Raw genomic sequence first — 24,717 nt, 5'->3', positions numbered from 1 at the left:
GCAGGGGCAGCGGAGAACGCTGCGGCGACGAGCACGAGCACGCCTGGGACTGCTGCACTCCGAGGGGTCAGCACTTCTTGCCTTGCGGCTCATCGCGGATGACGCGCCATCCCTCGGGCCACTTCTCGATGGTCGCCTTGATCACGTAGCGAAGGAGCCTGTTCTTAGGCAAGGCGGCCGGCTTCTGCGTGTCGAGGTCGGTGACTGTCCACCGGGAGATATCCAGGCAGCTGGAGAGAATGACGTGAGGGATCTTGCGGTTGATATCCGCGCTCGTGGCGGTCGGGTTGCCCACGGCGACCGTTCCCAGAACGATCGCGTTCTTCTTCCGCATGTCTGCTGCGCCCGTCTCGACCTGGGAAAGAGCGGCTGAGGCCGCGTACTTCTTGAGGTCGCCTGCCTTGCCTGCCTTGTCGGCGTAGCGCTTCTCCACTTCCTTCCAGTGCGAAAGGTAGGTGGCGATCGCTTCCTTCTTCGCTGTCTCCACCGGGTCCGCAGGAGCCACCGGGATCTCCGTCTTGGACGGCGCCACGGTGGGTGTGGAGTGCGTGGGCGGCTTCGCCTCCGGCGTCTCTGGATCACTGCTGCATGCGGTAAGGAGGAATGAGCCAGCGAGGAGAAGTGCTCCTGCCGGTTGGAACGACGTCATTCGCGAGCGAACGCGTCGCATGTGCGTATGGGTCATCACGATGTCTCCCGATGCATATGCGGTCACCCGGCGCCACCTGCGCTTGTCGATGCTGAAGCGTTCCCTGAGTACCGCAGGACCACGTTGAATATGCGAAGGCCCAGACTACGCAAGATCACACCAACCACACCGGGCGTAACGGCTGTTGAGACCGAGGGATGCGATGCAATCAGCCAAAATCGGGCCGAGAATGGATGGGACTCTGTCAGGTCATCGCGGTCTGAGGAGACGACGCTGGCCAGATCCCGGCACGCTCGTCGGACAGCAGCTGCACTGTGCCTCATGAGGCCGACGGGGTGGCGAGGAGGACATCGCCGGGAGTGGGTTCGCCGAGGAGCGGGGTGACGATCGGCGCGAACGGGCCCTGGGCTGTCAGCTGGCCGAGGGTGGTGATGCCGACGGCGAGCTGGGGGGTGCGTCGGACGCGGGTGTCGGCGGCGGCCAGGGCGCGCAGGTCCTCGGTCCGGCGTCGCAGGACCGTTTTGCTGGCTCCGGTGAGGACGACCAGGAGGCGGGGTACGGCCGGGTAGCGGTCGCGCCAGGCCTCGCGGCCGGCGCCCGTGGCGGTGGCGAAGCGGTGACCGGGCGGGGGAGCGGGCACGTAGGTGGCGTAGCGGGCGTAGGAGGTGAGCTTCCGGCCGAGGCGTCCGACCTGCATGGTGGCCCGGTCGATCTCGAGGAAGTAGGTGAGGAGCCGGCGCCCGGTGGGTGTGGTGCGGGTGTAGCGCAGGACGGCGTCAGGGATGAGCAGGGCGTCGTCTCCGAGCCGGTTCTCGCCGTCGCGGACGCGGTGGACGAGCTCCGGGTCCCAGTCCAGCGGCCCGCACTCGTCGCCGAGAGCCTGGGCCCAGGTGCTGAACGCGAGACCGGTCTCGACGACGGCTAGCGTGTGCTCCTGGAGCTGGGAGGCTGCGGTCTCGGGATTGATGCGGTAGGCCCGGGAGGTGACTTCCCGGCTGGCCTCGACGATGTCTGCGCCGCGCGGGGTGACGAACCACAGCAGTTCAGGGCCGCCCAACTTCCCAGCCCGGCGGGCGGTGTAGTCCGCCAGTCCCTGGGCGCGCATCTGGTTCAAGACGCGTCGAAGGTAGACAGGTCGTTGAGTGTGCGGGGTCAGCATCCGGTGAAGCTGGCCGGTGGCGACCAGGCGGTGCTGGTAGAGGATGGGCAGCAGCTGCTGCCCCAGGCGGGGCAGGCTGGTGCCGGCGGGGGACAGCACGGTGGTCATCAGCCGATCTCGCTTCCGCTGGCCGCAAGCCGGACTCCGGCCGCGGGCATGGTGGGTTCTGTGGGTCGCTCCGGCCGCGTTTTCGGGGCGGCCCGGGTGGTGATGAGCTCGGCGAGGATCCGGTCGTCCAGACCGGGCCGGCTTCCCGTGTCGTCGCCTTCGAGGTCACGTAGGATCTCGCCGACCGTGCGGCGCCGCAGGTTGTCGTCCACGGCCCGCTCCAGATCGGTCAGGAGCTCGGGGTGGTGGTAGTCGGCGAGGGCCTGGTGCAGGGCCACGCCGGCGACACGGAACGGGGTGGTGCGCTCGCCGTGGAGCATCGTGGACATCACGTAGTTCCACTTCGGCAGGGACAGCAAGGTCTGCGGGGAGACCGGCTCCATGCGCTTGGTGACGAACGCCGCCTCGTCGCTGTCAGCTGCCGACGCGGACAGCAGCGACTGGTTCTGCATGAGCGCCATCCGCGTCTCACCGCTCAGCCGCATCGCCATCTGGGTCATCCCCATCAGCCTCAGCTCGTACTTGCGCAGCTGCTCCAGGATCGCGGCGACGTAGCCGCGCGATGCCCCGTCGATGGCGGTCAGCTCATCGCAGAACGCGAACATCGTCTCCAGCAGGTCCTGGTCGACGCCCTCACGCGAGCAGCCAGCCAGAAACAGGTCGAACAGCAGCAACGAGGTGATGACCTGGTCGGATGAGCCCGTACCGGAGCAGCGCAGCAGCACGATCTTCGAAGTGTCCATGGCGTGCCGCATGTCGTACGTCGACCGCGGCTGGCCCAGGAACGCCCGCAGCGAGTCCGATGTCTCCAGCTGCTCCAGCGTCTGGGTGACCACCGGGACCGCGCTCCCCTCGTACTTGGGGAACGTGGTGGTCCAGAACCGGCGCAGCTTGACCGGGAGATGCTCCAGGACGTCGCCGCGCCACTCCTCGTCGGTGAGCAGCCGGGTGATCGAGAAAATGGTGGGCTGCAGATCCGGCCGCCCCCGCCGGCACATCTCCAGCGCCAGATGCGCCAGAACCTGCACCGCGTGGGACAGGATCGCTCGAGCGCGCGGCGCACCGTCGCCCCAGCCCTGCGCCGACGCAAGCCCGCCCACCACCGCGCCGATCACGTCCTGGACCTGCGCGGCGCTGCGGTGCTCCATCGACAGCGGATTCCACGCTCCGACCCGTGCCGTGGGGTCCTTCACACTCAGGTCGATGACCCAGACCCTCTCGCGCAGCGCCGGATGGGCCAGATACGGCATCGCCCGCTTCACTGCCGCACCATGCGGGTCGAGGAACCACACCCCCAGCCCGCCGTAGGCCAGAGAGATCGCCTGTAGCAAGGCCAGTTCGCTCTTGCCGAACCCGGACTTCCCGAACGAGGCACCGAACAGCACGTCCTTCTGCGGCACCGCCGCCAGGCGTGCCCGGCCGTCCGCACCCAGAACGCGCCCCAACGGCACCACGCCCGGTTGCCCGGTCCACTCCGGCAGCCGCGGCGGCGCCGGCGGAACCACCCCGCCGGTACGCACCACGTTTGCCGCCTCGCAGTGCGCCGAGGCCGGCTTCAGCAGCGCGGCGATCTCCCGCACCGTCACCCACTGCCGCCTCGACGGGGCGAACTCGCCAGTGCGGAATCTGCGGTCAAAGGAGGACCGCCGCCACCACACGTTGCTGTACGGCCGCCACCCCGTACGACGCGGCCCCACCGGACGCCACCAGTTCTCCCCACTCCAGGCATCCATCACCGCCATCACCTGATGAACCAGCGCCTGAGCCCGCGCCGGATGCCGCGCCTCGACCCGGACGAGGACCTGCACCGCGAACACCTGTCTGTCCACTCCGGGCAGGAACTTCCCCACGCCGTCGGCCAGGTCCGTCTGCCGCGGCCGCGGCGCGGACCCGCCCCGTGAGCGACCGGATCCGAACGCCTTCCCCCCGTTCAGCCCCTCCATCATCTGACCGAACACCGACCCCGACCGGCCACCGCCCGGACCGGCCCCGAGCTGCTCCCCGTACGCCGACGGTCCCCGCTTTGCCGCTCGCCGCATGAGCCGGCGCCGCCACCGCGCCACCTTCCGGCCGGACACCGGCACCAGATCCACGACCAGTTCGGCCTGCTCTCCCCGGTCGCTGTCGACGTGCGCGCAGGCGGCCGCCATCATCTGCAGCGGATCGGGATCGAGACTGGCCGCCGCCAGCCGCCGGTGATCCGGGCGGGCGAGCACGAGCTCCGCCCGCGCCACATAGACCCCGCGCCCTTCCCGACTCGACTCCCCCTTCTCCTCACGCCGGCGACCGGGGCGGGCTGGGGGAGGGGTGACCTTTTCCATCAGTACCTGGCTCATCAGCCCTCCTGCCCGTTGTCCGTCACGCCGAGCGGCGCGATGTTCGTGAACCGGATCGGCCGCACCTCGCTACGGCCGCGGTCAGCCTCCAGCACATCCACGTCCGGGAACGACGACAGACGCAGCAGCCCCGCAGACCGCGTGGGACCTTCCAGCCGGGTCGCCAACTTCCCCTCGACGCTCACGTGCCGCATCCGCACCCCCGACGCCCTGCGCGGCAGCCACCCGGCAGCCGCCGGCACCCGCGCCAGACGCGCCGCGTGCCGCCCGATTTCCTCCACCGACGGATCGAAGCCCCGCGACGGCACCAAGTCGACCACCGTCCGATGCCCGAGCGCGGCATGGGCCCGGCGTCGCCACCAGACCCTGCACACACCCCACAGAACGGCCCCGGCCAGCACGGGCAGCCCCAGCCACCACAGATGGGCCTGGACGTTCTCCATCACCGATGTAGCCACGGCCGACAAGGACCTGACCGGGGCGAGCAGGACCTCACCCATTACCAGTTCGCCTTCGACAAGGGGAAACGAAGCGGGCCGCGCCGATACCGCTGCCCCGGGTCCATCCCGCGGACCCGGTCAGCGGCCGCATACCAGCCGCGCCGCACCAGGAAAGCCCCGCACGTCATGAACAGCAGCGGCACCTCGGGCCAGCCCCGGTGCTCGGCCGCCGCCTTGGCCACCGACTCCCCTATGAACGGCAGGTTGCTCAGGTCACCACCCCACCACCAGCCCGGAAAGCAGCCGACCACGAATACGACAGCCACGAGCCATCCGATCCAGTCGACCAGCACGTCGACCGCCGCATCCCGCCGCCCGAGCAGGCGCTGATCGTCCGTTGTCATTGGGCACTCCCCGCAGGCCGGAGCGGCCTCACGCCGCCCGTACACCACCCGCAAGGACCCGCAGCCCTGAGAACGTGACCGGCTGGCGCCATGAACTTTGAGCGCCTTCATCTGAGTCTGAGGAACAGCGGAGCGAGAATCACCTCCGGAACCGAGCCCTGGCCATGAAGACGGGAACTACTCGTGAATGGAGCCCGACGGCGGCCGCGGGGGCGCCTTCTGTCGAGGTCACATCAGGTCGCCAAAGGGCTGTCCCGCAACTGCTGGTCAGTGAGCCGTGAGGGCCGAAGGTGGCGTGGACTGCCCGTGGACTGCTGCACCTCTCACGGGCGTAGGGCGGAGAGCGGAATCCTCAATTGGGCCAAGCCCGGGAAGGCCTTCCCGTAGGAGCGGCGTGAGCGCCTGATCTGCAGGGTTCAAGATCTCTGCAGCGCGATTTCATTGCCGGAGTGTAGGTGTTTCCTAAGGGGTTCTCGCGTACTGGGCTCCGAATCCACTACACCGGCATGGCGGTGAACGGCTCCTCCGGGGGAAGGGCAACATGAGCGGTTCAGGCTCGGCTCAAGGGCTCGGCGCGAAACAGGCCCACGAGCCCTGGTACAGGCACCGCCCGCCGCCTTGGCCTGCGCCGGACAATCCGTACGCGCCCGAGGGCTACGGCCCGCCGCCGCCCCGCCCGCGCCGCCGCCGGTGGCCGGTGGCCGCCGCGGCCCTCGCCCTGCTGCTGCTCGCCGGCGCCGGCGTGTGCGCCATCGGCGAGCGCTCCGGATCGGACCGCGCGGGATCGGACAGCGCCGCAACGAAGAGCCCCGCCCCGCCCACCACAGCGCCGCCGACGCCGAGTGCCCGCCCCACCCCGACGCCCTCCCGCATTCCCACCACCCAGGAGATCGCGCAGCGGCGCAAGTCCGGCGAGGCGAGCGCCTGGATCGTCGACGACCGCACCGACCTGCCCCGCCGGCAAATCCCGACCCAGGACCTGTGGATCGTCGGCGACACAGTCGTCCAGGCCATCTACAAGAAGGTCGTCGCCCACCGGCTCAGTGACGGCGCCGAGTTGTGGAGCGTCGCCCTCCCGACCCCCGTCTGCGAGACCCCGGTCAACCCGACCCCGGACGGCAAGGTCGTCATCGTCCTGCAGAACTTCGAGGCCTGGAGCGGCGTCCGGTGCAACCAGCTCCGGATGATCGACCTGCGCACCGGAAAAGCGGGCTGGCACAAGCAGCTGACCGAGACCGGCTCCGGGAACGACGACACGATCATCGTGGACAGCGCGATCAGCGGCGGCACCGTCGCGATCGTCCAGAGCATGAAGGCCGCCGCGTACCGGGTCGCCGACGGGAAGAAGCTGTACGACATCCCCATGGAGAACCCCGGCAAGTGCTACCCCGGCAGGGTGGCGGGCGGCAGTCGGCTCCTGGTGGTCGCCGACTGCGCGATCACCGCGCTGGAGAAGGCGTACGACCAGATCCGGGAGATCGACCCGGCCACGGGCAAGGTCCGGTGGCGCTACCGGACAGAGCCCGGCCGGAGAATCGGCCAGGTGCTCTCCGTCGCCCCGGCCGTGATCACCACCGCACATCGGGAGACCCACGCCGAGGACTGGCGGGTCGTCGCCCTCGGACCGGACGGCCGGGCCCGCAGGACCATCGACCCCCGGCCGCAAGGCTTCAAGCACTGCGGCGACTCCATGGACACCAGCGCCAACGCCCAGGCATGCCGGGAGGCCGTCGTCGGCGCGGGCCTCGTGATCCTGGGCGGCGACGACCGCGTCGGCGCCTACGACCTCACCACCGGGAAACTGGTCTGGGGCGTGAAGGCAGGGGGAACCGCGCACGGCTACTTCCCCCTGCGCGTCGGACCGGGCAGGACCGGGCTCGTCTACCGCCTCGGCACGTACAGCGAAGCCGGGCGCGTCTTCAGTGTCGGTCCGGGCAGCATGGACTCAGTGAAGGACGTGCTGCGGCTTCCCGTGTCCACCGCGAGGGCCGAGTTCGGGATGGGGGTCGTCGGGGAGAACGCCTACGTGGGCAACCGGCTCGTGATCGCGCCCGCCAACCTGAGCGGCGACGACACCCAGCACGAGCCCCGCATGCTCTCCTTCGCTCCCTGACCTCGGGGCATTCGGCTTCCGCGAATGCGCCGAAGACATCGGTGACGCGCCGGATCAGCCGCGGGATGGACGCGGTTGCTCTCCTCGCCGGAACTCTGTGCCCCTGCCCGCCGCAGTGGGCATGGGCGGTGGTGCTCAGCAGCGCGGCCGCCACGGAGCGCCGCCGGAGATCCCGGTGGAGGTGGAGTGGGCGGCGCGGTCGTTCGAGGCGGTGCGGGGCGGCTTAAGTGACGAGGAGTTCGCACAGTGGGTGCGGGTGCTGGATGAGTCGCTGGCGGCGGTGGGAGAGGAGTTGGCTGGCTTTGTTGGTGAGTTGCGAGAACGCCTGTAGCTCAGCGGCGAGAGCACCCTCTTCCACGGGAGAGTGATGTCGCTGAGTTTCGAGATCGCCTCGATGCTTGCTTCGGAGCCATGGTCGTGCTCTGCGCGGCAGCAGCGGCGCGTCGGCCACGTCCGGTCGCCATCAGACGCTGTGATTGCGGCATGTCGGACAAGCTGGCCTTCGCAGCTCTCCTTGCCCAGGTGATTCCCGTAGCCATCTTGGCCGTCGTTCTGGAGGCCAAGAGCGGCCACGAAACCCGAGTCCGGTTGGCCGAGAGAACACAGGCGCCCGTCCAAGTGGATCCCACGGTCGGTTGGACCTTGGTGAAGGAGCTGGGGATCCTCGTGATCTTGGTGTTCCTTGAAGTGGCGGCATTGCTGACAGCAGCCGATCAAGCCGGGCCGTTCATCGCATGGTTTGCCGGTCCTCCTGGCGCCATCGGAACCGGGCTGCTGCTGGTGGTGGTGGGTCAGCTCTATATCGAGAACCTCACCTGGGCCTACGACGGTGTGACAATGCGCCCCGCCGGGCAGACGCTACGTACGGTAGCCAACAGTGTCATGTGGACCGCTGTGGGATGTGGTGCGCTAGCAATCTTGCTCCTCTGGATGCCCTGGTCGCCGTGGTAGGACGCCTCCCGTTCTTGCTTCTCATCAACATGCGCAGGGCCGGCGGCCCATGGTCGTTCTCAGAAGTCGTCAACAACCGTTCTTGCTTGTGACCTACGCAGCCAGTTGGCAGGGTGTCCTGACCGGGTGTGATGGTGGGCCTCGCGCCGTGCGATGTACGCGGGCCCACCACCGTGATCGCCCTGTGGGAGGGGTGTTCCGACGGTACGGGGTGCTGCGGACCGGCGGCGCGGGGAGTTGGTCCGGACGGGGTCCTGGCCCACGGCCTGGATCGTGAGGGGCGAAGGCCGAGGGTCCGCCAAGGCGCAACAAGTTGGAGAGGTGCGACGACGCGCTCCCGCCCTCAGGAACATCCCTCGGCAGGGCCGCTGCCACCAGCATCCGACGTTTCATCCGCCCTGAGGGAAGTACGGCGGTGCCCAGCCGAGGTAGGTGGCGCCCCAGACGGTTTCGATGTCGGTGGCGTTGACGACGTCGATGTAGCCGCTGCGGCGGATGTCGTTGGAGGCGATCTTCCCGCCACCGAGATAGAGCGCGACGTGACCGGCTCGTTGTCCGGTGTCCCAGTACATCAGGGCTCCGGGAGGGGGAGTGCGGTCGCGGTCGTGGCGCATGGAGACGGGCATCTGCCGGTAGTGGTCGACGGCGTACTGGACGCCGGAGTAGGACCAGCCGTACGTACGGGCGACGAACGCGAGACAGGCCCGGTACCAGTCCCGGCCTCCGCCTGTGGTTTCCTGGCGCGCCCAGCCGATCGCCCCCGCTGTGGAGCGGGGGTTCCTGACAGAAGCGGGCCAGCCGGCGGCGCCGTCGTGGAACGCCGCACCACCCGGTGACGTGCCGGCCGGGCCGGAGCCGGAAGGGTCGAGCTGGTCGTAGGCGTGTGCGTGTCCGATGACCTCGTCCGCGTACGCCCCGGACTGGTTGTAGCGCAGCACCGACTTGCGGAGCTGCGCGTCGTCGCTGAGGTTGCTGCTGCCCGTGCCGCAGAGGTAGACGGCGGTGGCCTGGGCCGCGTCGAAGATGTTGTGCGGGTCTTTGACTCCGTCGCCGTTGCCGTCCTGCCCGGAGGGGCCCTGCCAGGTGGCGGGGATGAACTGCATCGGCCCCACCGCGCGGTCGTAGAGGGTGTCGCCGTCCAGGGCTCCGCGGTCGGTGTCGCCATGAACGCTGGTGTTTCCGCCGGCCCCTGACCCGTTGAGCCGCACGCCGTAGATTTTGGGAGCCACGTCACCGTTCGCCGTGAGGGTGCGCCCGGAGGCGTGGCCGGACTCGACCTTGCCGATGCCGGCGATGACGGACCAGCGCATCCCCTTGCACTTCGGGCGGAGCGTGGTGACGGCGTGCGCGGCCTTGACGTAGGCGTCGAGGACCACCGGACCTATCCCGGAGACGCTGGACGGAGCCGCCCCGGCCGGCCCCCGGACGGAAGCGCCAGATTCCTTCTCGTGGCCGGAGGCCCCGCTGGCCACGGCGGCGATGAAGAGGATCAGCAGCCCGACAACGAAGACCAGCGGGGCGAGGAGAACCGAGCCGATCGTCAGGGCGGTCTTCGCCGTCGGGCTCACGGTCGTCTCCGTCGGCGGCGCCGCGCCGGATTGAGAGGCGGCGCCGGTCGGGCCGGGCGAGGTACGGCCCCGGGAGGCGTGGGTGCGGCCGTCGGGTGCGGCGTCGGCGGGGGAGTTGCGGTGGGGGACTGCTGGGTCCGGATGCGGTGCAGCTGCTGCCGAAGCATGGCCTGGGCCGGTCCGGCCGGTGGCTGTACGACCCGTGGTGGTGCCGGACGTCGGCGTACCGCCGGCGTTGTGGCGGGGGTGGGGGCGACGACTGGCGGGGGAGTCGTGCGCGGGCGGGGCGCCGGACGCGCACGGCGTACGGGCGGTACGGGCGGGTAGGGGCCCGGGCGGCGCGGCGCGCTGTAGCGGCCCAGTCCGCCTCGGCCGGTCACGATCCGGCCGAGCGAGCGCAGGTTATGGGTGTATTCCCCGCCGAAGTCCGCCACCGGCGCCACGACGTTCTGATGCACCGCCTGGACCGTCTCCTGAACACCCTGGACCGCACTCGCGCCCGCGGAAGCGGCCCGGCCGGGCAGGGCGACGGCCGCGGCACCGACTCGGCGGGCGGCACGCGGCCCGTACACCGGCAGCCCCACCGTCGCCTTCAGCCCGAACGCGGTGGTCTTCGCCGCGCCCTTGACGCCGGCGACGGTGGTGCGGCCGGCGAGTTTCGCCGTCCCGGCCACCGCCCGGCCCGTACCGCGCAGCGCCCGGCCCCCGAGACCGACGGCCGTACGGCTTGCCCCTGCCCGCCCGGCGGCTCCGACGACCGCGCTGGTGCCGCCGGACGCGGCGAGCGCACCGAGCATGAGCCCGCCCATTAGCAGCTTCTTGCCCACAGAGCGCTTCGGCCGGCCGACCTCGGGCGCAGTGACGGCACCGCCAGCCACGCTGTTGCCGACCCGGACCCGGGCCCGCGCGGTCATGCTGCGGGTGACGCTCGCCAGACGCTTGCGGTAGAGGAAGGCGCCGACGGCGACGCAGTCCAGAACGACGAATCGGATGGTGATCCCGCCGGGGATGTCGGTCTCGGAGGCGTTGAGGACGGCGTTGACGACGACGATGAACACGGAAAGGGCGACGATCGAGGCGATCAGGAGCCCCAGGGCGCGGGCGATGGAGGCCACGCGGTCCCAGAGCCAGCCGCGCCCGGGCCCAGGCAGGACACCGAAGGCGAGTCCGACCTTCGCGATCATCGCCTCGATGGCGATCCGCAGCTGGGCGTAGAGGAAGCTGAACGTCAGCACGATCATGAAGAAGCAGGTCAGAAACGTCGCGATGACCATGAAGAAGGCCCCGCCGACCTTCTCCATGCTGGCCTTCTTCGCGGAGGCGGCGTCTGCCTTGACACAGGCGGCCTCGAACGTCTTCAGCGGCCCCTTGGCGGTGAGCCGTTCGCGGATGGCCGTCAGACCGGGCTGCGCCGCCGTGTCGACGACATCGGTGATGGTGCCCCCGATGAAGGGAACGTCCTCGGCGAACCCGGTGCCGGAGGCCAGGATCTCGTCGATCCTCTTGTCGAAGACGGCCTGGTGGACACGGGACTGGCGGAACAAGGTGCCGCACTTGGGCCCCCGGCCGTCCTTCGGGTCCTCGAAGGTCCGCCCGTAGGAGAGCATCATCGCCGGGCGGGCGACGAACGCGTCGACCAGGGCGTCGGTGATGGGGCGGGAGATCGAGCTGGCCGAACTGCGCATCCGCTGCCCGACCGTCGCACCCTGTCCGGCCTTCTCCCACGTGCTGTCCGTCGTCGTGGCGGGGCTGCCGGCGTCGATGGCCTGCTTGTCCAGGACGAGCGCGGCGGTCTCCACCGCCAGGTCGCGCACCGCGGCGACCGCGCCGTGGTCCTTGGACAGCAGCATCTGAGGCGGCGAGGCGAGCGCGCCGACGGCGAGTGCGGAGATGACCATCGCCGCAGCCATTTCGCCCCAGCCGCGGGCCCGGTTGCCGAACAGCAGGTGCCAGGACGCCACCACGGCCGAGAACGTCAAGAACAGCGCGGGCAGACCCAGCTGCATGACTACCCCGCCATACAGCGAGGTCGAGATGTGGAGTGCGGGCTTGAGGAGCAGGCCGGCCAGGGAGAACGACAGCGCCCAGCTGATCAGGAAGCAGGCGAAGGAGACCAGCCACTTGTTGCCGAGGAACATCATCTCGACGAGGAAATGCTCGACCTTCAGGTCCCAGTCGTTCCAGTCACCGGTGCCGGCATAGACCCGGTAGGCGGAGACGGGGATGTTGTTGCGGTCGGTGACCTCGAACGCGGACAGCACACCGCCTCGAGTTGCCTCGTTCTTGAGGTAGTCGGCGACCGCTTTGTCCCAGGCCTCTTTCGTCTTGCGGTCCTGCTCCTTCTTCTCGTCAGCCGCCCGCCGCTCCGCCTCTTGACCCATCTCCTCCAAGGAGGTGCCGTCCGTGGGAGGGGTGAGGACCGGGGTGGGAGCGAGCGGGTTGTCCGGATCGACAGGCGGCACCAGCCGGCTCGGCGCGGACGCGGACGGGGAGGGCTCCGGCGCGGCGGTGGCCACGGCGGCAAGCATCAGCGACGAGATGCTGGCGATCATCAGCAGCGCCACCGCTATCAGCAGTGCCCGGCCCGGACGGGCCCACCGCACGACCGCGATGGCCCGGCCTCCGACGTATGCCCCCAGCCGCGCCATGGAGTACATGGGGGACTGCCCGGCCATCAGACCGCCTGCCGGACGGGCTGGGAGTGGATGTTCTCGGCGGCCTCCTGGTCGGCGGGGATGGTGACCTGCATGGCGCCGATCCGGCCGGTCAGATCGCGGTGCAGGCACTCGCCGGCCCGTGCGGCCCGCTCCCCGTCGGTCATGTCCGGCCGGTTGGGGGACAGGCCGTTGGTGACAAGGGTGAGGAGGTCTTCGTCGTCGGGGTTGCACCCCAGGAACGCGAGGCCTCGCCGGGCGAGGTTCCGATTGGTGTGCCGAAAGAGGCACTTGCGCGGGATCAGCCCACGCAGGATCTGCCCCTTCTCGCTGGAAGCAGGGCCGATGTCGTCCTCGTCGTGCCCGCCGAACCATGCGCCGGCGTTGTGCTTGCGGCCGTCCTTGACCAGCTCGATCGCCAGGTCCAGGCCCTCGGGCGAGGACGTCAGCCACCAGCACTCGTCCCACACCACGACCGCGAACTCGTCCGGCCGCGCGTAGACGATCTTCCGGCACAGCGCGGCGATCAGATACATCACCGCACGCCCGAAGGTCTTCTCGAACTGCAGCTTCTCCAGACGCCCATCCTCCAGCTCGCTCTTCGTCGGCAGAGCCAGGGACGCGACGGCGAAAACGACGCTGTCCGCGGTCGAGTTCCGCACCACCGGCAACGACTCGTCGAACACGGCGCGGGCGAGATCCTTGCGGCGGGCCGCCGCCAGCCTGCGCGCGGCCAGCGCCGCGAACGTGTCCCCGCCCGCACCCCGGTTGGTCAGCTCCTCCACCAGCACCCGCATCGACGGATGCGGTTCCCGCAGAACCGCCTCGATCGCCTCCGACAGCGCGATGCCCTCCTCGCTCATCGGCGACAGCCCCAGCAGCAGGGTCAGGAACGACTCGGCGAACCGCTGCGCCTCGGCCGCGCTGGTGAAGATGCGCAGCGGGTCCAGGGAGATCCGCGCCTGATCATCGATTGTGATGATCTCCGTCTCGCCGGGGCAGGCCTCGGCGAAGCGCACCCACTCCTGCTGCTCGGTCCGGTCCACCACCACGGCCCGGCCCCGGCTCACCCCCTGCCAGCGCCGCCCGGCCGAGAGCACCGAGAACATCGCCGACTTCATGGCCACCGACTTGCCGCTGCCCAGCTCGCCGACCCACGCAGCCGCGGCCGACACGTTCTCCCTCGGACCGCGCGACCAGTCACACAACACCGGCCGCACCCCGCCGTTGGCCAGTTGCAGCCCGTACAACGGACCGGTCTCGTCCCCCAGCGCGCTGCCGGTGAAAGGAGAGGCCATCGCGAAGTCCCGGGCGAGGAGGTACTGCGAGTACTGCGCCATCACCGACGGCGTACGGGCGCCGGGCAGCATCCCGTACCAGAGGTTCTCCTGCTCACCGCGAGGCCGGACGAATGTGTACTCGCCGCCGGCGAAGTGACTGGCCAGCTCGCCAGCCCGCCGCTCCGCCTCCTCTGGCGTCCCGCCCCATACGCACAGCGCGGTCATCGCCCGGACCTCGACCTCCGTCTTGGAAGACGTCAGCCGTTCGCGGAACTCGTCCAGGCCAGCCGCCGCCTTGTCGACGCTGGCCGGCACCCCGGCAGTCTCCCCGTCGTACTCCTGGTACTGGTTGGCCAGCTCCCGCGCTTGGCGCCGGCTCTTGGCCTCCGCCTCCGCACCGCCCGCCACCTTCAGACGAACCACCCAGTCCACGGGGAAGGAGAACTCATCGAGCTGCCCGAGGTACTCCGAGCCGGGAAACACGAACGCCTCAGGCATCTCCGCGAGCGCCAGCATCGCCTGGTACGACGACCCCCACTCGGTTGTCACCTCCAGCCACCGCCGCGCGAACGGGTTACCCCGCCCCTTCGTCCCGCGCCCGCCGGCCACGTCGCCGTCCTGGTCCTGCCCGGCACCAAGGCGGCCGCCCTCGGCAAGGACCACCTGCCCCAGGGCGCCCGCACCCCGCCCGCGCCCCCGCATCCGTTGCTCGCCCTGCGCACCACCGGGCAAGGCCGGCTCGGCCAAGCCGCGCCGCGCGCTGTGCCCATAGATCCACAACACCTCGGCAGTCGAAGCGGGACGCACCGCGATCCCGCCCGGCCACATCGAGGCCAGCCGCGCCGCCTGCTCCAGACGCAGCTCCTCCTCATCCGCGGACACGGGCCGCGGAAGCAGCCCCAGCGACAGGGCAACCCCGGCGCGCGCGGCCGCGAACACCTCGCGCGCCGACTCCGCCCGCTGCATCGGCAGCGGAAGGGCCAGCCAGTCCGACCGTCCCGTCAGCTCCAACTGCTCCAGCTGACCGCGCAGAACCTCAACACTCTCCCGATAGCGCGGCGACGCACCCAGGTCGATGTCCTCGCACATCTTGGCCACCACCGAAGCCGGGTCCACCGCCGGACATAGGCTCAGCAGCATCGACTCCCCCCGCAACTGCTTGACCAGCGCCTCCAGATACCCCAGCCGCTGCTGCCTGGCACGCCGCGAGGCGTGAGCCGTATCAGCGCCCTGCACCCGGAAGACCGCCCAGACCGTCCCCTGCGTCGTCCACATGACGTTCCCGGCCACATGCCGGATCGGCATCCTCACCGCTCACACCCCCGCCCATCCGTGCGCACCCCTCGGGCGGCACGCTCCTGACGCAACGCCAGAAGACCCGCAGCCGCCGACACCGGTCGACCGGCCCCCGACCCCGAAGCAACAACCTCTCCAGCCAAACGCGGGACCTGCAGGCCCACCCGCTCCTTGACCACGCGCCGCTCCTCCGGCTGAGGCGCCGCAGGCCAGGTCACGCTGCACACACCCACCAGGGACCGACCGGCCCCCAGCGCCTTCACCGGCCTTCCCCCGAGCCGCCCCCCGCCCGGCGCCACCACCACTCCGACCGCACTCACGGCGACCAGAAGCGGATTCCGCCCGTCAACGTGAACGTGACGCACCAGCAGCGACAGCCCGTACGGCACACCGATCGCGACAACCAGGTTCACCAGCCCGAAGTGCGCCCACGCCGAGCGCGTCAGCATCAACACCCCGAACACGACCGCGATCACGATCACCTGCAGCACCGTGTACGGCCCGCCCCAGATCCGCTTCCGGCCTCCCGGCCACTTCCCGATCATCAGCGGATGCCGACGCGCCTTGGTGTAGCACCGGCCGACCAACACCTCGTCCTCAGCCGCGGCGCTCACTGCACCTCACCGCCAGGACCCGAACCGACCACCGGCTCCACACCCCGGACGACCGCCGGCCCGCGCCCCTCGGTCACCGGCGACACACCGCCCCCGCCCGGCTTGATGGTCTCCCCGATGCTGTCGCGGAACACGACCGCGTTCATCACCGCGAACCACAGCGCCGCCGCCCCCAGGAACGCCGTGCCCGCGGCCAGCACCGAATTCGTCTTCCTCCACGTCACGATCACGGAGGCCACCAGCATCAGGGACATCACCGTGCCGGCGAGCAGATCCCGGATCCGCACCCCCAGCCCATCGACGTCGGTGAGGACATCCGCCAGCACCACCACGTTCCCCATCAGCTGTCTCCTTCCTTAGCCACACCAGAACCACCCGACACGACGAGAGGGGCCGCCTCGACGGCCTCCACCTCCCACCGCCCATCCCGCGCCTTCAGCGCGATCGCATACGTCAGAGGCCGCTCGACCCCCGCGCGATCAACCCCCGCGACGTCCACCAACAGCCGCCGACGAGTTCCGTCCGCAATCTCCGCACCCTCGGGGAAAGCCGCCCCCGGCGCGTTCGTCCCGTACTCCGCGATCCGCACCAAACTCACCGACGTGTACGGCGCGGGACCGACCGATGTCAGCGTGCTGCCCGGGGACATGTACCGGTCCAGCTCCCCATCGCCCGCCAGATACGACCCGAAGAACCCCCCGAGCGTCCGCACCCCGGCATCCGCCTCACTGGGCTCACCGCCCCGCCCGTACACGAGCGCGGGCGCCTTCCCCAGCGCCGGCGCACCTACCTCCGCGGGCAGAGAAACCGCCGCGAGCGCCCCTGAGAGCCCGGACCGCACCGGCACCCGGAAGTACCGCAGCACCGCCGCTCCCGTGCCGCTCCGCTCCTGTGTCGCCGCAGACTCCGTGGACGCGGCCTCGACCGGGCGGACCCGAGCGGCGACCGTCACCGCCCAGTAGCCGTCCGAGACGGCACGCACCCGCACCGCCGCGGCCTGCTCCACCACCTGGCTTCCGGGATCGGCAGACAGCACCACCGACTCCGCACCCGGCAAGAACGCCGTGAGCGACCCCTCCGTCCCCTCCCCGGCTTCCAGGTACGCGCTCACGAACAACTCCGCGAAACCGCTCGGACCTGCCGAGGAATCCACCACAGCGGCAGCGCCCCGCTCTGGCACCGTCGTACCCACCACGACGTCCGGCTGCGCGAGCAGCGCCCACGCCCCCAGCGCCGGCCCGGTCAGCAGCAGAACCCACGCCGAGCGCCGCAAGACCGTCACCGCGTTCGCCGCAGCACCCAGAGAACCCAGCGCCCACCCGCCGGCCTCCCCGGGCAGGACCACCGACGCCTCCTTCGACCGACGCCCGCCCCGGCGACCGGACCGACGGTCCACACCTCCACGCTCACGCGCCGAGCCCTCCACCCGGCGCCTCACGACAGGGCCTCCCGCAGCAGCGCAGCACGCGTGCGCCGGGTCTGCTCCGGCAGCTCCACCCACCGGGAAAACGCCTCACGCACACACGGAGCCTCATCCCGCAGATAGGCGCGCATCGCCTCCTCCGTGCCCGCCGAGAACGGCGCGACCTCCAACAACGAGGCCAGCTCCCCCAGCCGACGGCGGGCCCGCACCAACACCGCCTCGTCCGTCTCCACCACAGCCGACTCCTCCAGTACCGGATCACCGGCGGCCGATCCGCCGTACCACCCCCGCAAGGAGCCGCCCAGGCCCGAACGTGACACCCCCGCGCTAAGCAATCCGCGGAACATCACGCCGCCTGCACCCACTGCTCCGCGACCGACCGCAGCCGCGCAACGCTGCGGCTGCGCCGCTTGCGCCACGTCACCGCCGAAACCCCCGCCGCAGACCGGGACTCCTCACGTACTTCGGCCGCGATCTGGCGCGCCCGCGCCTGCGTCAGCAAGCCCTTCTGCATCCCCCACAGCAGCAGCTCGGCCAGCTCTGCCTGCGCCGTATCCAGCTCCCCGGGGGAGTCCGCGAGTCCACTGGCCACCGCCTGCTCCGCCAGGGCGTTGCGGCACGCAATCTCCGCGACGTTCTCGGTACCTGGACGTTCCGCCAGCGTCGGATCCCACTCCAGCCCCGCAGGGTCGTCGTCCCGCAGCTCCCGGCTCGCGCGGTGCAGCGTCTCCAGCAGCAGGTTCGCGGCGACCTTCTGACGGCGGTGCAGCGGATAGGAGCGCACCACCCTGTACAGGCTCGCCACCACGACCTGCCCGACCTCGTCGAAGTCCCGTCCGGGCCGCAGCAACGAGAGCGTCATCCTCACCGCCCCGTCCAGCATGGCCTGGACGACTACTCGAGCCGCCAGCCGCGCCTCCGCTCCTTCGCCTGAGGCCTCCGCGAGAAGAACCCGCATCCACTGGTCGCTGTGCTCACGGCCCAGCCGCCGGTCCCGCACGCCGATCCAGCCGAGCAGCTCCTCCAACTCCGCGGGGCCCTCGCCCCGGCGCAGCACGCCGGCCTGCTCCAGCCAGCCCCGCACCTGCTCGCCCGAGCCCGGCTCAGCACACACCAGTGCCCACTCGGCGTTCAGTCCTTTGAAGACACGGATGTCCACGACACGGCCCCACTTCCTTGATGACGTGTCGTCGACTGTCCTCAGCACCCATGACCCAGAAGGTGACCCAGAGCAGCAAAACTGCAGGTCAAACGGTTGCCCAATCGGCAACCCAACCCCGACCCCTCACCGGGTCACCTCTCGGGGCAGGACGGCGTCGCCCCTCGGCGTACGGACGAGTCATCCCTGACTCCGCGTACTCGGCGGTTGCTCAGACCCGAACCGCCCGACACGTGAAGCCGTCTCGTACTCTCGCCACGTGACCCAGCTGATGCTCCTCGCCGCCTTCTACGGCATCGCAGCCGGCATCCTCATCCCGCGTGTCGCCTACCGCCTCGCTGTCGAGCCCGAGACACCCTGGCGCGCGATTTGCCCGCAGGGTCACCCGATTCGTACCTGGGCCGGCCCTGCCCGCTGCGCCACTTGCACCGCCCCCTACGGGCCATCCGTTTTTCCGATCACGCTGACCACCGCGCTGGGTTGCGCGCTCCTTGCTTACGTCACCGGACCGCGCCCCGAGCTGATGGTCTGGCTGCTTGCCGCGCCGGTTCTTGTCCTGCTGGGTGTGATCGATCTGACGGCGCATCGCCTGCCCGACGTCCTCACTCTGCCGCTCGCTGTCTCTGCTCTGGCCGGGCTCGGTGTCGCAGCTCTCCTCCCCGGGGCGGGCGGATCTTTCACCGGGGCGCTTGGGGGCATGCTCGCGTTGGCGGGCGGATACTTCGTGCTCTTTCTGTTCAGCCCGCGCAGTCTCGGATTCGGTGATGTGAAGCTGGCCCTGGCTTTGGGCGCCGTGCTCGGCTGGTACGGCTGGACGTCCCTCGTGGCGGGGGCGATGGCCGCGCAGGTTCTGGCCGGCGTCTACGCACTCGCACTGCTCATGTTCCGCAAGGCGTCCCGCACGTCGTCCATCCCCTTCGGGCCGTTCCTCGCGGGCGGGACGCTGCTCGGCGTGCTCCTGGGCGCCGCTGGCGCTTGAACCGGTTGCCCCATTGGTTGCCTCGCCGGTTGCCCCATGGGTTGCCTCATCTGTTGCCAGGCTGGTTGCCTCACCGGTTGCCGACCTGTTTCACGGCACTGCTTGTCGTCGCAGGTCAGCCCCTGCGGGTCACTCTTTGACGACGCCGACACCTCTTCCTCTGCGCTAGTCGGAGGAAGAGGCAGTTGTTCACTCCAAGTCGGCTGGGCCCAGAGTTCGGCCCAGCTCGCCAGGGTCCGTCCGTATCCGGACGGACCCTGCGGCGGCATTGCTGCCGCCGGCGGGACGCCGGCCCGCCGGCGGCCCGCCGCCGGGACGCGTTGTGGGACGGGCTTGCGCCCCGACGGAGGGTACGGGTAGGCCGCTGACCAGCGGAGATTCTTGAACGCGCGCCCCGAAACGCTTCCCGTCGGTGATGAAACTGCGGTATATTTCTCTCGTTGGTTGGTCGGTGGCACGGCCCCAGCGCCGAAGCATGTACCCCCTTACGACGGAGGAAGTCGCATGGTCATGATCACCACCCCCGCCCGGACCGCCATGGAGGGTCACGGGCTCACGGACGCCGCAGTGATCCTCGACGACCGGCGCACCGCAGTTGCCTACTCCGTACTCAATCCGGCGACCGGGCGATACAGCCTCATGACGCTGGACGGCCGATGGGTGCTCCCCGGGACGGAGGGATACAAGACCCGCGGCCCGGCCACCACCTACGCGCGCAAGAGCATGGCGGAACTGCGCCCGGAAGGGCTGCGCGTGTACGAACCGGTACGACACGCGGCTCGTCCGCAGGTCGGTCGGTACGGAGCGCGTCGGGCCGGCATGTGCATGGGACAGGTGCAGTCGGGGACGACAGTCGGCTACGAATGCGGCTCGTGCCGCGCGTTCGTCTCGCTCGACACCGTATGGCGCGACGGGTTCACCATCGTGAGGGACGGCCGTGGAACGCACACGCTGTCCTACGCCCTCGACCGCGAGCACGCCCGTCCCTTCGGTGAGGGAGCGGCCCATCGGGTCACTTCCCCGGAGGCAGAGACGGCGATCGCCGAGATGATCAATGAGCTTGAGACGATCCGTCGCGAGATGGACAGCATCAAGTCCCTTGCCGCGGAGGCGGAGGCATACGCGACCACGGCGGAATCGGGCAAGGGTGCCGCACTGGATTCCCGCAACGTCGCCGAGGCTTACGCGGGTGCGATCGCCGCTGCGGACGCGCACCGCGAGTTGGCGTTCCTGGTGAAGCTCGCGATTCGCCGCTGTGAGGCTCTGGACAAGCTGCGTACAGCCTTTCGGGAGCGTGCGGAGGCGGTGACGGCGGACGGGTACGAGCGGGATGCCGACCGGCTCTACGCCGACGCTGGGAGTCTCATCGACTCTGCGTGGGAGTACTGCGGAGTTGTCGAAGAGTCGCAGGGCACTGCGTCCGCTGCGGCGAAAGCGGCGAGCGCCGAGTATGACCGGCGGTGTCTGAAGTGCGGCACGTTCTACCGTCAGCCGGCCCGTTCGGGCGGGAGCCCCATGGTGCCGTGTGCGTGCTCCGCCATGTACGCGGGAAGCGTGGCAGACGTGAGCGACCCTGCCACGGCTCCCGCTCCGTGGGAGTGCCAGGGACAGCTGGAGTTCGGCGAGGCGGAGCCGGACGTCGACGCGCCGGACGACGAGATGCCGGTCGCTCCGGTCGCCAACGCTGCGGAGGAGGTTCCGACATGGCTTGAGACGTCGGCTCCGGCAGTGCGAGTGACGGACCGCTCATGGTGGGTCGGCCGATACGCGCAGTGGACCACGAGGACGCTGCGCGCCAATGACGCACCCCGGGCGGTAGCGCGATTCGCGCGCGTGGCCGAGAGTGCCGGCTGGTCGGTCGTACTTCGTGCCGGCACAGACGCGACGGACGACGACACGTGCGTCGGCGTATGGGAAGTCGAGGCAACGGGACGGTGCCACGACAACGCGGCCGGCGGGCAGAGCGATGCTGTCATGTCGGTGATGTGGTCCCAGAAGCACGACGGAAGCCGGTGGACGTTCGACCGTGAGCGGTCGGTGGCCGAGATCGGGGGTCGCGTTCTCCACGGAATGGTGACCCTGTCCGACTACGAGCGGGCGGCTCGTACGGCGCGGCCCATGAAGCCTGAGCCGGTAGCGGAGGCTGCGGGGGACGCGGCGGAGACTGTGCTGGCGCCGGTCTCCGCTGCGACACCGACCGCTGCAGAGCACCCCGCAAAAGAAAACGGTACATGTACCGAACGGTCCGCAGACGCTGCACCTGAGACTGCTGCGGAGGCTGTGTCGGTGGCTGCTGGTCCGCTGGTAGTGCCGGTTACCGAGATGGTTCGGCGTGCGCGGGGCGCGCAGGTTCAGGCTGAAATGCTCGCGTGGGACGCGCAGACGTCCGTAAATGATCTTGCCGAGGTGTACGGGGAGCGTGGGTCTCTCGGGCTGTCGTGGGATCAGGAGGAGGGTCTGCGGAAGTCGCTCGCGCGGGAGCGTGCAGTGGCGGCGCAGGTCGCCAATGAGGCATTCCGAGCGCGAGTCACCGCTGAATCGTGGGAGCGGGACATCGAGCGGGCGACCGCGGACATGGACGCGATGCGGGAGCGGACGGCGCGGCTGTTCTCTGCTGAGGGGGATGACCGGTCCCGGTGGGTGTCGTCGGACGGTAGGACGGTCATTGCGCTCGCACCATCTGCGGAGCAGGACGTTGCAGCAGGGACTGCCGCGCGCTTCGCTGCTGCGCTCGCCGGCGCGGTTGCTGCGAAGGATGCCGGCCGCATGCTGAAGTCGACGGACGTCCCCACCAAGGCCAAGCATGGGCGCGGCCGCGAGCCGGAGTTCAAGCAGGCTGTCGCCCGTGCGTCGCGTCCGCTGCTGCAGCCGTGGAAGGCACCGCGGGTGCCGGAGGAGGGTAAGCCGCTGAGCGGGGCTGGTCTTGCCGCTCTGGACGCTGACGGGGTGTGCGCAGAGGTAGAGACGGCGCCCGATGTGTGGATGCCGCGGGCTGCTGTCTACATGGCTGAGACCGCAGCGGCGAACGGATGGGCGGTTGCCATGGAACGGTGCGCGTCCGGCGCCGTCACTGTGCGTGTGGCGGGCGTGGTTGCCCGGGAGTCGGGACCGGTGGCCGGTGAGATCGTCGCCGTCTGGACGGACGGGATGTACGACGTTCGCCAGTCGAGCGCGTACGTGAACGGTGAGCAGCTGGCCCGGCCGGCCGACCTGGAACGGGTGTTGACCACCATCGGCCAGAACGCAGAGGCAGGGAGCATCGCAACGGCTACCGCACCGAAGCAGGTCAGCGCACCGGCACCGGAGGGAGTCTCCGACCCGTGCAGCGCCGACGTGTGGGAATCGGACGGCGGCGCCTGCCTGGACGTTGAACCGCCCGTGGCGCCTGGCGTCGGACGGGCGACTGCACCCGCCCGAATTGCTCTCTCTCCGGAAACCGGTACATGTACCGCTTTGGCCGTCGACGAAGTCCGGAAGCTCCCCGACGTCGTGAGCATCCCGGAGGCCGTCGACACCTGGGACGGCGAGGGCGGCGCCGTGCCCGGAGTTGAGACCCCGCATGCCCGACCTGCCCAGAATCTGAGCGGCCAAGACGCCTACGCGGTTCGCCCGGATGTGGCCGAGTGGGCCCCCGTACCCGGCACGACCCGCCAGACCGTCGAACTGACCTGCGCAGGGGTAAAGTACCACGTCGTTCACGCGCCGGACGCGGTGCTGCCCTACACCGTGCGGCGGAACCTCGGCGGCGCCGACGCCGATCTGGGCGGCTGGACCGACCTGGACGATGTGCGTGCGATCGTCCGGGCCGACCGCCGGCGCTCCGCCGCCCTGGAAGCCCACCGCCTCCGTACCGAGCAGCAACAGCGGCGCGTGGCGTACCGGATGCAGGGGGAGCGGCGGCAGGCTCCCGTGCAACTGACGGAGGAAGGGCGCCGAGCCGTTGCCCGTAGGGATGAGGAGAGGCACCGTCCCGTGGCCGCGGAACTCTACGTCTCGCCGATCACGGGAAGCGCGGTGCTGGGCTTCGTATGCGGGACGTGCACAACCACGCACGATGACCCCCGCTGGCGGCCACGCACCCTCGGCACGGGCCACCCCACTGCGTCGTCTGTCCGACGGGACATGCTTGCTGCGGCGGTGGAGAAGCAAGGCTGGATCGTGAGCGGCCCGTGGGCGGCCCATGGGACGCGGGGAGACACCCTGCGCGCACCGGTCGCCCCGACGCCGGCCTACCTTGCATGGGTAGACGCGCACCACGGGGCGAACCCGCGGACGCCCGAGGTAGAGCCGGGTGAGCGCATCACCCCCATCCAGCGCGGATGGTGGGAGGTCACCAGTAGGGAGGGGCGCCGCTACGAATTCACCTGGCAGGCGACCCCGACCGGAGTGGTGTGGCGCGTGCGTCATCACAGTTCCGACGGAGTCGAGCGCGTCGCCAGGACCGATCTGGCAAGCACCGCTCTGACGGCCCTGCGCCTCCACGCCGCTGGGCGGGGCAGCCAGCGCCAGGGCATGGCGCTCCGCCAACCGGTACTGATTGCTGGCTGATGGCCCCAGAGTGACCAGCCGCTCGGCCTGCAGGCCGAGCGGCTCGGCCCGTGGCATAGGCGAGCGGCCGCGAAAGTTGGAGCCGCAGGAGCCCCAGGGTGACACCACCAGCAGGTGGTGACCAGCACGTTTCGAAATGGAGTTGACCCCAGCGAAGCATGAACTGGTACATGTACCGGATGAATGCGCGCATCAAGTGGCAGGGCATCATCGACCGGGCACGCGACATCGTCGACAGTTACGACGACGGGGTGACCGTACGGCAGGTCATGTACCGGCTTGTCTCCGCAGGGCTCCTGCCGAACACCGCTCCCACCTACCGCAGGCTCTCCTCCCAGCTCGCTCAGGCCCGCCGCGACGGGCGCTTCCCGGACCTGATCGACACGATCCGCGAAGTCCACGTTCCGCCCTCATGGCCCGATGCCGCCGCGTTCGAGGCGGACATGCCGCAGTGGTTCCGTCTCGACCGCACCCGCGGTCAGCAGTGGGCGCTGTACATGGCGGCTGAGAAGGACACGCTCCGGCAGCTGCTGACCAGATGGCTGGCCGAGTACGGCATCCCGGTCCTCGTGGTGCGTGGATTCGGCAGCCAGTCCTATGCCGACGTCGTCCGCGAACGTGTGCGTAGCGACCCCCGTCCGGCCGTACTGCTTTACCTCGGCGACTTCGACGCCAGCGGCTCCGACATCGAACGTGACTGGGTGGAACGCACCGCCTGCTGGGAGCGGGTGGAGCGGGTCCTGCTGACGGACGGACAGATCCGCGAATACGACCTGCCGCCGGCCGAAGGGAAGAGGAACGATCCTCGCTGGCCGCAGTTCGCCCGTCGCTATGGCTTCGACATCGACCGCCCCGTCCAGTGGGAGGTCGAGGCGCTTGAACCGGCCGAACTCAAGCGGCTGGTCCTGGACGCCGTCGACCCGTACTTGGACCGGGAGATTCTCGCCCAGGTCATGGCCGACGAGGAGCAGCAGCGAATTCGGCTCACTGAGATCCTCGGCCAGCACAGAGACGGCTGAACGAGGGCGCTGGTCTG

General features: G+C 70.0%; 19 protein-coding genes. 6 read left to right on the top strand and 13 right to left on the bottom strand.

The genetic code is table 11. The features are described 5' to 3' along the window. Nucleotides 1-67: 67 nt before the first annotated feature. The 5 genes from OG357_RS38185 to OG357_RS38165 all read right to left on the bottom strand — a co-directional run bounded on the left by OG357_RS38185 (nucleotide 68) and on the right by OG357_RS38165 (nucleotide 5,096). Complete coding sequence (locus OG357_RS38185) at nucleotides 68-532, bottom strand: secreted protein/lipoprotein (protein WP_329625868.1); 465 nt, start codon at nucleotides 530-532, stop codon at nucleotides 68-70. Nucleotides 533-968: 436 nt separating this feature from the next. Then, nucleotides 969-1,916, bottom strand: a complete 948-nt coding sequence (locus OG357_RS38180; RefSeq protein WP_329625867.1) for a replication-relaxation family protein — start codon at nucleotides 1,914-1,916, stop codon at nucleotides 969-971. Continuing rightward, nucleotides 1,916-4,252 carry a hypothetical protein gene (locus tag OG357_RS38175; RefSeq protein ID WP_329625866.1) on the bottom strand — a complete coding sequence of 779 codons (2,337 nt, stop codon included), beginning with the start codon at nucleotides 4,250-4,252 and terminating at the stop codon, nucleotides 1,916-1,918. The genes OG357_RS38180 and OG357_RS38175 overlap by 1 nt, the downstream gene beginning before the upstream one ends. Beyond that, nucleotides 4,252-4,752 carry a hypothetical protein gene (locus tag OG357_RS38170; RefSeq protein ID WP_329625865.1) on the bottom strand — a complete coding sequence of 167 codons (501 nt, stop codon included), beginning with the start codon at nucleotides 4,750-4,752 and terminating at the stop codon, nucleotides 4,252-4,254. The genes OG357_RS38175 and OG357_RS38170 overlap by 1 nt, the downstream gene beginning before the upstream one ends. Further along, complete coding sequence (locus OG357_RS38165) at nucleotides 4,752-5,096, bottom strand: hypothetical protein (RefSeq protein WP_317592715.1); 345 nt, start codon at nucleotides 5,094-5,096, stop codon at nucleotides 4,752-4,754. The genes OG357_RS38170 and OG357_RS38165 overlap by 1 nt, the downstream gene beginning before the upstream one ends. Before the next feature lie 541 nt (nucleotides 5,097-5,637). Here OG357_RS38165 and OG357_RS38160 point away from each other — a divergent pair. The 3 genes from OG357_RS38160 (at nucleotide 5,638) to OG357_RS38150 (ending at nucleotide 8,160) form a co-directional block, all read left to right on the top strand. Beyond that, entirely contained in the window at nucleotides 5,638-7,209 is a 1,572-nt protein-coding gene (locus tag OG357_RS38160; RefSeq protein WP_329625864.1) for an outer membrane protein assembly factor BamB family protein, read from the top strand. 175 nt (nucleotides 7,210-7,384) lie between these two features. Then, nucleotides 7,385-7,540, top strand: coding sequence for a hypothetical protein (locus tag OG357_RS38155; RefSeq protein ID WP_329625863.1), 156 nt, complete (start codon nucleotides 7,385-7,387; stop codon nucleotides 7,538-7,540). Nucleotides 7,541-7,692: 152 nt separating this feature from the next. After that, nucleotides 7,693-8,160, top strand: a complete 468-nt coding sequence (locus tag OG357_RS38150) for a hypothetical protein (protein WP_329625862.1) — start codon at nucleotides 7,693-7,695, stop codon at nucleotides 8,158-8,160. Between the two features lie 389 nt (nucleotides 8,161-8,549). Here OG357_RS38150 and OG357_RS38145 read toward each other — a convergent pair whose 3' ends face one another. The 8 genes from OG357_RS38145 to OG357_RS38110 all read right to left on the bottom strand — a co-directional run bounded on the left by OG357_RS38145 (nucleotide 8,550) and on the right by OG357_RS38110 (nucleotide 18,154). Further along, nucleotides 8,550-9,728 carry an NlpC/P60 family protein gene (locus OG357_RS38145; protein ID WP_329625861.1) on the bottom strand — a complete coding sequence of 393 codons (1,179 nt, stop codon included), beginning with the start codon at nucleotides 9,726-9,728 and terminating at the stop codon, nucleotides 8,550-8,552. Next, nucleotides 9,725-12,403 carry a hypothetical protein gene (locus OG357_RS38140; protein WP_329625860.1) on the bottom strand — a complete coding sequence of 893 codons (2,679 nt, stop codon included), beginning with the start codon at nucleotides 12,401-12,403 and terminating at the stop codon, nucleotides 9,725-9,727. The genes OG357_RS38145 and OG357_RS38140 overlap by 4 nt, the downstream gene beginning before the upstream one ends. Beyond that, entirely contained in the window at nucleotides 12,403-14,967 is a 2,565-nt protein-coding gene (locus OG357_RS38135) for an ATP-binding protein (protein WP_329625975.1), read from the bottom strand. The genes OG357_RS38140 and OG357_RS38135 overlap by 1 nt, the downstream gene beginning before the upstream one ends. A 2-nt stretch (nucleotides 14,968-14,969) precedes the next feature. Further along, nucleotides 14,970-15,572 carry a hypothetical protein gene (locus OG357_RS38130; RefSeq protein WP_329625859.1) on the bottom strand — a complete coding sequence of 201 codons (603 nt, stop codon included), beginning with the start codon at nucleotides 15,570-15,572 and terminating at the stop codon, nucleotides 14,970-14,972. After that, a complete protein-coding gene (locus OG357_RS38125) occupies nucleotides 15,569-15,913 on the bottom strand; it encodes a hypothetical protein (RefSeq protein WP_329625858.1) in 345 nt (114 codons plus the stop codon). The genes OG357_RS38130 and OG357_RS38125 overlap by 4 nt, the downstream gene beginning before the upstream one ends. Then, entirely contained in the window at nucleotides 15,913-16,917 is a 1,005-nt protein-coding gene (locus tag OG357_RS38120; protein ID WP_329625857.1) for a conjugal transfer protein, read from the bottom strand. The genes OG357_RS38125 and OG357_RS38120 overlap by 1 nt, the downstream gene beginning before the upstream one ends. A gap of 89 nt (nucleotides 16,918-17,006) precedes the next feature. After that, on the bottom strand, nucleotides 17,007-17,231 hold the full coding sequence (locus OG357_RS38115; protein WP_329625856.1) for a hypothetical protein: 225 nt from the start codon (nucleotides 17,229-17,231) through the stop codon (nucleotides 17,007-17,009). A gap of 110 nt (nucleotides 17,232-17,341) precedes the next feature. Further along, nucleotides 17,342-18,154 (bottom strand): hypothetical protein, encoded by an 813-nt coding sequence (locus tag OG357_RS38110; RefSeq protein WP_329625855.1) that lies wholly within the window; start codon nucleotides 18,152-18,154, stop codon nucleotides 17,342-17,344. 259 nt (nucleotides 18,155-18,413) lie between these two features. On the opposite strand from OG357_RS38110, the gene OG357_RS38105 reads away from it, so the two are divergent. The 3 genes from OG357_RS38105 (at nucleotide 18,414) to OG357_RS38095 (ending at nucleotide 24,700) form a co-directional block, all read left to right on the top strand. Continuing rightward, nucleotides 18,414-19,133: a prepilin peptidase gene (locus OG357_RS38105; RefSeq protein ID WP_329625854.1), complete on the top strand. Its 720-nt coding sequence runs from the start codon at nucleotides 18,414-18,416 to the stop codon at nucleotides 19,131-19,133. Between the two features lie 504 nt (nucleotides 19,134-19,637). Beyond that, nucleotides 19,638-23,681 carry a hypothetical protein gene (locus tag OG357_RS38100; protein ID WP_329625853.1) on the top strand — a complete coding sequence of 1,348 codons (4,044 nt, stop codon included), beginning with the start codon at nucleotides 19,638-19,640 and terminating at the stop codon, nucleotides 23,679-23,681. Nucleotides 23,682-23,860: 179 nt separating this feature from the next. Continuing rightward, the gene (locus OG357_RS38095; RefSeq protein WP_329625852.1) at nucleotides 23,861-24,700 is read left to right on the top strand and encodes a hypothetical protein; all 840 of its coding nucleotides are present in this window, start codon (nucleotides 23,861-23,863) and stop codon (nucleotides 24,698-24,700) included. Nucleotides 24,701-24,717 lie beyond the last annotated feature (17 nt).

This window comes from Streptomyces sp. NBC_01255 (assembly GCF_036226445.1).
Taxonomy (GTDB): Bacteria; Actinomycetota; Actinomycetes; order Streptomycetales; family Streptomycetaceae; genus Streptomyces.
This window is presented reverse-complemented; position numbering and strand designations above follow the sequence as displayed.

Bases quoted from the DNA above. Each gene is read 5' to 3' on its own strand.
- OG357_RS38150 (WP_329625862.1), top strand. From the start codon at position 7,693: ATGTCGGACAAGCTGGCCTTCGCAGCTCTCCTTGCCCAGGTGATTCCC.
- OG357_RS38135 (WP_329625975.1), bottom strand. From the start codon at position 14,967: ATGCCGATCCGGCATGTGGCCGGGAACGTCATGTGGACGACGCAGGGG.
- OG357_RS38175 (WP_329625866.1), bottom strand. From the start codon at position 4,252: ATGAGCCAGGTACTGATGGAAAAGGTCACCCCTCCCCCAGCCCGCCCC.
- OG357_RS38140 (WP_329625860.1), bottom strand. From the start codon at position 12,403: ATGGCCGGGCAGTCCCCCATGTACTCCATGGCGCGGCTGGGGGCATAC.
- OG357_RS38165 (WP_317592715.1), bottom strand. From the start codon at position 5,096: ATGACAACGGACGATCAGCGCCTGCTCGGGCGGCGGGATGCGGCGGTC.
- OG357_RS38100 (WP_329625853.1), top strand. From the start codon at position 19,638: ATGGTCATGATCACCACCCCCGCCCGGACCGCCATGGAGGGTCACGGG.
- OG357_RS38170 (WP_329625865.1), bottom strand. From the start codon at position 4,752: ATGGGTGAGGTCCTGCTCGCCCCGGTCAGGTCCTTGTCGGCCGTGGCT.
- OG357_RS38180 (WP_329625867.1), bottom strand. From the start codon at position 1,916: ATGACCACCGTGCTGTCCCCCGCCGGCACCAGCCTGCCCCGCCTGGGG.
- OG357_RS38160 (WP_329625864.1), top strand. From the start codon at position 5,638: ATGAGCGGTTCAGGCTCGGCTCAAGGGCTCGGCGCGAAACAGGCCCAC.
- OG357_RS38095 (WP_329625852.1), top strand. From the start codon at position 23,861: ATGAATGCGCGCATCAAGTGGCAGGGCATCATCGACCGGGCACGCGAC.
- OG357_RS38125 (WP_329625858.1), bottom strand. From the start codon at position 15,913: ATGGGGAACGTGGTGGTGCTGGCGGATGTCCTCACCGACGTCGATGGG.